This window comes from uncultured Wocania sp. (genome assembly GCF_964021735.1).
In the GTDB taxonomy this organism is placed as follows: Bacteria; Bacteroidota; Bacteroidia; order Flavobacteriales; family Flavobacteriaceae; genus Wocania_A.
Genome location: NZ_CAXIBN010000171.1, coordinates 1 through 6,549, shown reverse-complemented (window position 1 = coordinate 6,549; position 6,549 = coordinate 1). Strand labels below are relative to the sequence as shown.

Here is a 6,549-nt window from a genome sequence, read left to right as displayed (position 1 = left end):
GAAATTTGGGACATGGTGGTCAAAAGAGATATTGAGGCTTTTGTAAACCAAGACTGGAAAATGGTCGAAAATGATTTTCATGAAGAAGGTTTTATGGGAATTGATGGAGGGAAATCTCAAAATATAGATCAATGGAAATTAAGTTTTCCTAATTTAGAAAGCTACAAAACCTCATGGCTTCAACAAGCTAAAGAGTTTCATGAAACAGCTTGGGGAGAGGATGTAGCCGAAGCATTACATAGAGTAACCATATTACAAGACATAGAAATTATAGGTAATGCGGCCTTATTACATAAAAAGTTTGTAGGTGATATAAAAAAGGCAGATGGAAGTTATGTAGAAACCAATTGGCAAACACTTTATAGGTGTAGAATAATAAATGGACACTGGAAGATAGTTGGATTTACGGGGTATTTACCATTTTTTAATTTAAATTCCAACTCTAATCTACAAGCGGCAAAACAGATGCCAGCAAATGCAGGTCAGCATGTTACCGCAGGGCCTTATTCTCCAGTTTTAGAGGTAAATCCTAATAAATTAATTGTTATTTCAGGGCAAGCTGCAATAGATAAGCAAGGAAATGTTATAGGTGATACTATAGAGGAACAAACGGTTTACATGATGGATAATTGCAGTATACAATTAGCGTCAGCTGGATGTACTCTAAACGATGTCTTTAAAGTAAATGTATTTATAAAAGACTTAGCCGATTGGCCAAGATTTAACGCCGTTTATAAAGATTACTTTAAAGACCCCAAGCCCGTTCGTACAGCAGTCCAAACAGGGTTACTAATGAATTTGGTTGTTGAGATTGAGATGTGGGCTGCTAAAAAATAAGAAAACATACGATTATGATTTGGGATCAACTAACAAGTTTAGAATTAAGTAAGATAGCTAAAAACACACCAGTTATACTTACTATGGCAGCTACAGAACAGCACGGAAAGCATTTACCACTAGCAACCGATAGATTAATTGGAGAACATTTTGTTAATGAGCTACACAAAGCCATCCCTGATAAGGTACTAGTGCTACCTTCTATCAGTATAGGATGCTCTTCGCATCATATGGATTTTTCGGGAACACTTACCATTAGCCATGATACATTTATTAGACAAGTGGAAGACATTGTAAAATCCGTCATACAGCATGGGTTTACAAATATTATTCTATTAAATAGTCATGGCGGAAATCAGGCTGTTGGGCAAGTTTTAGTAGAAAAGTTAGGCTATGATAACCCCACTACAAACATCATTATGGTTACCTGGTGGAAACTAGCATCTGATGCCTTATTCACTTTAAATGAAAGTGGTAAAGGTGGCGTTGGACATGCTGGGGAATTTGAAACCTCTCTCATGTTGTTGATTGCACCTCATTTAGTTCATCCTGATAAAATTGAAAAAGGTAAGCATACAAAAACGTTCTCTTGGAGTGAAGGCGATATGTTACGAGGTGCTAAAGCTTCCTATTATAGATCTACAAAAGAAATGACCACCAATGGCGTTTTTGGCAATCCAGAATATGGAACTTTAGAAAAAGGGAAGCAAATTTCGAAATTGGTTGTTGATGATTTGAAAAAAATTATAGATGATCTTTTAATCATTGATAAGTAATAAATATAAACACATGAAAGGAAAACTAATTTTATACACCTTGGTCGCAGCAATTGGAGGCCTTTTATATGGGTTTGATACTGCCGTTATTAACGGAGCTCTCCCTTTTTTTAAATCGTTTTTTCAATTAAGTGATGTTATGACGGGTTGGGCAGTAAGTTCAGCGTTATTAGGATGTATAATTGGAGCTATAGGTATAGGTAAACCAGGTGATATATACGGGAGGAGGGAAATGCTAAAACTTTCTGCGTTGTTGTTTTTGGTTTCTGCTATCGGTACAGGACTTGCACCAGAAATCAATAGTTTTATTCTATTTCGATTTATTGGCGGATTAGCCGTTGGTGCGGCTTCGGTATTATCTCCTATTTACATTTCAGAAATAGCTCCGGCAACACATCGGGGACGACTCATAATAACCTTTCAATTGGCATTGGTAGTAGGTATATTGGTGGCCTTTTTTGTAGATTACCTCCTAATCGATACAGGGAAAAACAATTGGCGTTATATGTTTATTTCCGAAACCATACCGGCATTGATATTCCTCATTTTACTCTATAAAGTCCGTAAAAGTCCACGTTGGTTAATGCAAGTAGGAAACCATGAAGAAGCCAAGGAAACCATTAAAGATGTAAATCCCGATACAGATACACAAAGTATTATTTCAGAAATTGAAGCATCTATAAAATTGGAACAGGAAGGGAAACAAGAGCAACTATTTAAAAAACCTAACCTGAAATTTACATCAATAGGGATTTGCATAGGATTGTTTAGTCAGTTTACAGGTGTTGCCATAGTTTTTTATTATGCAACTGATATTTTTAGAGCTGCCGGTTTTTCAACAGATTCTGCCATAGGGCAAACCGTCATCCTTGGTGCTACAAATTTGGTTTTTACCATATTGGCGATGAGTTTGATTGACAAAATAGGAAGGAAAAAACTATTGTATGTTGGAACCCTTGGAATGACCATATCCCTAGCTGTTTTTTCGTGGGCATTTTACACAGGTAATACTGAAGGCTGGTTGTTATTGGGTATCCTTATTTGCTATGTGGCATTTTTTGCATCGTCAATGGGAGCAGTCGTATTTGTGCTATTGGCAGAGATATTTCCAAATAATATCAGGTCGCGCGGTATGGCCATTGGGTCTTTTTCAAACTGGATCGTAAATGGCTCCATTACGTTTTTGTTTCCAATAGTAGTAGGCGCTTTTAGCGAAGGTAAAGGCATTGGCTATTGTTTTGCCTTCTTTTCCATAATGACGCTTTTAGGATTCTTTTTCTTCAAAACGTTTTTATTTGAAACTACAAATAAAACATTGGAAGAAATTGAGTTTGAAAATAAGTAGCTTAACCTTTAGATCGTATTTTGAAAAGTGAAATTTATAAAAACATATAAAGATGAAAAGTAATTTCAGTAGACGGGAAGCATTAAAACGGATAGGTTTGGGATCGGCAGCAGTAACTGTTGGAGCAATAGATGTTGTTAGTGCCAGTACAAAGGAAACTGCAAAAACACAGTATATTGAAGAAAAAGCTTTAGAATCGCTACATTTTGAGACCCCCGTTACTGCTATTGTGCTTGGGGCTGGTGGACGAGGCAATGTGTATGCTGGTTATGCTCTTCAAAATTCCAAAGAGTTGAATATTATAGGCGTAGCAGAACCAATTGATTATAGAAGGAATAACTTTTCCAAATCCCATAGCATCCCCAAAAACAATCAATTTATTACTTGGGAACATGTATTTGAAGGCCCCAAGTTCGCAGATGCCGTTATTATTACAACACCAGATGCTCTGCATTACGGTCCTGCGATGAAAGCGATTGAGATGGGATATGATGTATTACTGGAAAAGGCCATAGCCCAAACTTGGGACGAGTGTTATGATATTTTAAAACAACAGCGCAAATACGGTAAAATTGTAGGTATATGTCATGTGTTGCGTTATGCACCCTATTTTGTGAAGATGAAGGAAATTATTGATTCGGGTAAAATAGGAGAGGTCGTTAGTGTACAGCACTTCGAGCCGGTGGAGCATATCCACATGTCGCATTCATTTGTTCGAGGTAATTGGGGCAACTCTAAAATATCAACCCCAATGATACTTTCAAAATCTTGTCACGACACCGATATTATACGCTGGTTGGTTGGTAAACCTTGTAAAAAAGTATCCTCTTTTGGTTCCTTGAAATTGTTCAAATCGGAAAACGCACCCAAAGGCAGTACAAAACGTTGTACCGATGGCTGTGCCGTGGAGCGTGAATGCCCTTTTTCGGCTATAAAAATTTATGCAGAACGAAAGTCATTTTTACATCATTTAAAACTAGAAAAACATGATACGGATTCCGTTATGGAACTCTTAAAAACCAGTCCTTACGGTCGCTGTGTATACCATTGCGATAACAATGTGGTAGATCACCAAATAGTAAACATGCAGTTTGAAGACGATATTACGGTTTCGTTTTCTATGGAAGGCCTTACCAGTTATGGGGGCAGACGCACACGCATCATGGGGACTATGGGTGATATAGTTGGTGATATGGATAGCATGACGGTTTTCGATTTTAGAACACGAGAGAAAAAACACTGGACTGCTAAAGATATTAATGATGGTATTTATGCTGGTCATGGTCATGGCGGTGGCGATATGCGTTTGGCAAGGGATTTTGTAAGGGCCGTAAAACTACAGGATTCCACACAGTTAACCTCCACGATAGAAGCTTCTATGGAAAGCCATTTAATAGGATTTCAAGCAGAAAAAAGCAGGCTTAAAGGTGGAAAGGTTCTCGATGTGGATCTAAAGGTCTAAGGGCATTCTATTTAATGTTATTTTAAGATAAAGAGTGAAACCTACTTCAGATAGTACCCTAAAAAAACTTAAAAATGAAAAATATTTTCAGGAATTTTAATTTTATGCTCATACTTATCGTATGTGCTATGGGATGTTCTCAGAAGTCAAATTTCAAACATGAAAAATCACCGGCAAGTGAAGTTTTATATAGGCTAATTGGAGAAAGAGCAAAAGCGATACAATTTTATTCCATACCTAGTGATAGCTTAAACCCAAATAAGATGGTTTATGAAATCGAAGCTAGAAACGGTATTCTAAAAGTTGGTGGAAATACTGGAGTGGCTCAATGTAAAGGTGCATACACTTACCTCAAAGAGGCTTGTAATAGTATGATTTCATGGGGAGGAAATAATATTCAAATCCCCGAAACTTGGCCTAACTATACAAAAAAGCGTGTGGTGTGTCCTTTTCAATATACCTTACAGGATAACATTTGTGGTTTTGGTTATACTACACCCTACTATCAATGGGAAGATTGGCTAAAATATCTGGATATCATGGCTATACATGGCTATAATATGATGTTGGCTCCAATAGGAACCGAAGCTATTTGGAAAGAAGTTTGGCATAAATATGGGTTCACCAATACAGAATTGGAAGAATACTTTACAGGACCATCTTATTTACCATGGCATAGAATGGGAAACATTAATAAACACGGAGGCCCTATTCCAAGTGACTATTTCGAAAAAACAAAGACGCTTCAAAAGAAAATATTAAAGCAGATGCGATCCATTGGGATACATCCTGTCGCTTCTGCTTTTGCTGGGTTTGTTCCTAAGGAATTTGAAGCGAAATTTCCTGATGCTAAAGTTAGGCATGTTGATGGATGGGTAGGTTTTAAAGGAGATAATACAACGCATATTTTACATCCTCTGTCGCCTTATTATAAAAAGATTGGAAAAGATTTTATTGATACTTGGAAAAAAGAATTTGGAGAGGTCGACTTTTTCTTGGCCGATGCCTTTAATGAGTTAAGACCCCCTGTTAGTGATGAATCTGAAGAAGTCCTACAAAAAGAATTAGCTGAATTTGGAAACGCTATATACACATCGATTGTTGAAGCCGATGAAGATGCAACATGGCTAATGATGGGCTGGTTATTTATGGATAAAGGATTTTGGACCAACGACAGGGCAAGCGCCTTATTGAGTACGATTCCAGATGATAAGATGATGGTATTGGATTTATATGCAGAGACCAGTCCATTTTATAAAAGTATGGATGATTTTTTTGGTAAGAGCTGGATGTATAGTGTAATCCCAAATTGGGGAGGGGCTTCTCAAATAGGAGGTTTATTAACACAATACGGGCATTTAATTCCAGAGATAGCAAAAAGAAAAGCAGGTGGTAAACTGAAAGCCTTCGGTTTTTCTCCAGAAGGGACAGAAACCAACGAGGTGATTTACGAGCTGGTATCAGATGCCATGTGGAACAATGAACCGTTGGATTATAAAAATTGGTTGGTTTCATATTGCAACAACCGTTATGGCATGAAATCGGACAAATTGTATGAAGCTTGGTTGTTGTTATGTAATTCTATTTATAATAAAGAAATAGATCATGCCGTAAACAGAATCCAGTCTAATCCGGTTACTTTAGCAAGTTCCTATCATGTTATACCTAAAGCAGACCAGAATGTTAATCAAGCTTTAAGTTTGTTTTTGGAAGAATACGAGACATATAAGAACAATCAACTTTATATAAATGATCTTATCGAATTGGCTACATACAAATACATGGCTATTGCAGATTCATTGATAATGGATTTAAGGGGTAACATAAGCCAAAGAACAGTAATGGAATCTGACAAACAAATGGAACAGATTTCTGATTTGGTGACTAAAATAGATGACATGTTATCCCACCATAGTTTATATAATTTAGAAAGATGGGTTGCTAAAGCAAGAAGTTGGGGAGTGGATGAGGGGCAAAGTGATTATTATGAATCGGATGCTAAGCGAATTATTACGGTCTGGGGAAGTGGTTTAACCGAGTATGCGTCAAGATTATGGGGTGGACTTTTAAAGAATTACTATTTGGCCAGATGGCAGGCTTGGTATAATGCTCAAAAGGAAGGAGAGGAA

At 37.1% G+C, this 6,549-nt stretch carries 5 protein-coding genes; all 5 read left to right on the top strand.

Going from position 1 to position 6,549, the window contains the following annotated elements:
* Nucleotides 1-837, top strand: an 837-nt coding sequence (locus AADI82_RS12680) for a RidA family protein (RefSeq protein ID WP_341216797.1), incomplete at its 5' end; no start/stop codon positions are given.
* 14 nt (nucleotides 838-851) lie between these two features.
* Nucleotides 852-1,613, top strand: coding sequence for a creatininase family protein (locus tag AADI82_RS12675; RefSeq protein WP_341216796.1), 762 nt, complete (start codon nucleotides 852-854; stop codon nucleotides 1,611-1,613).
* Nucleotides 1,614-1,626: 13 nt separating this feature from the next.
* A complete protein-coding gene (locus AADI82_RS12670) occupies nucleotides 1,627-2,958 on the top strand; it encodes a sugar porter family MFS transporter (RefSeq protein WP_341216795.1) in 1,332 nt (443 codons plus the stop codon).
* A gap of 52 nt (nucleotides 2,959-3,010) precedes the next feature.
* Nucleotides 3,011-4,420, top strand: coding sequence for a Gfo/Idh/MocA family oxidoreductase (locus AADI82_RS12665; RefSeq protein ID WP_341216794.1), 1,410 nt, complete (start codon nucleotides 3,011-3,013; stop codon nucleotides 4,418-4,420).
* Nucleotides 4,421-4,494: 74 nt separating this feature from the next.
* Nucleotides 4,495-6,549, top strand: a 2,055-nt coding sequence (locus tag AADI82_RS12660; protein ID WP_341216793.1) for an alpha-N-acetylglucosaminidase TIM-barrel domain-containing protein, incomplete at its 3' end; no start/stop codon positions are given.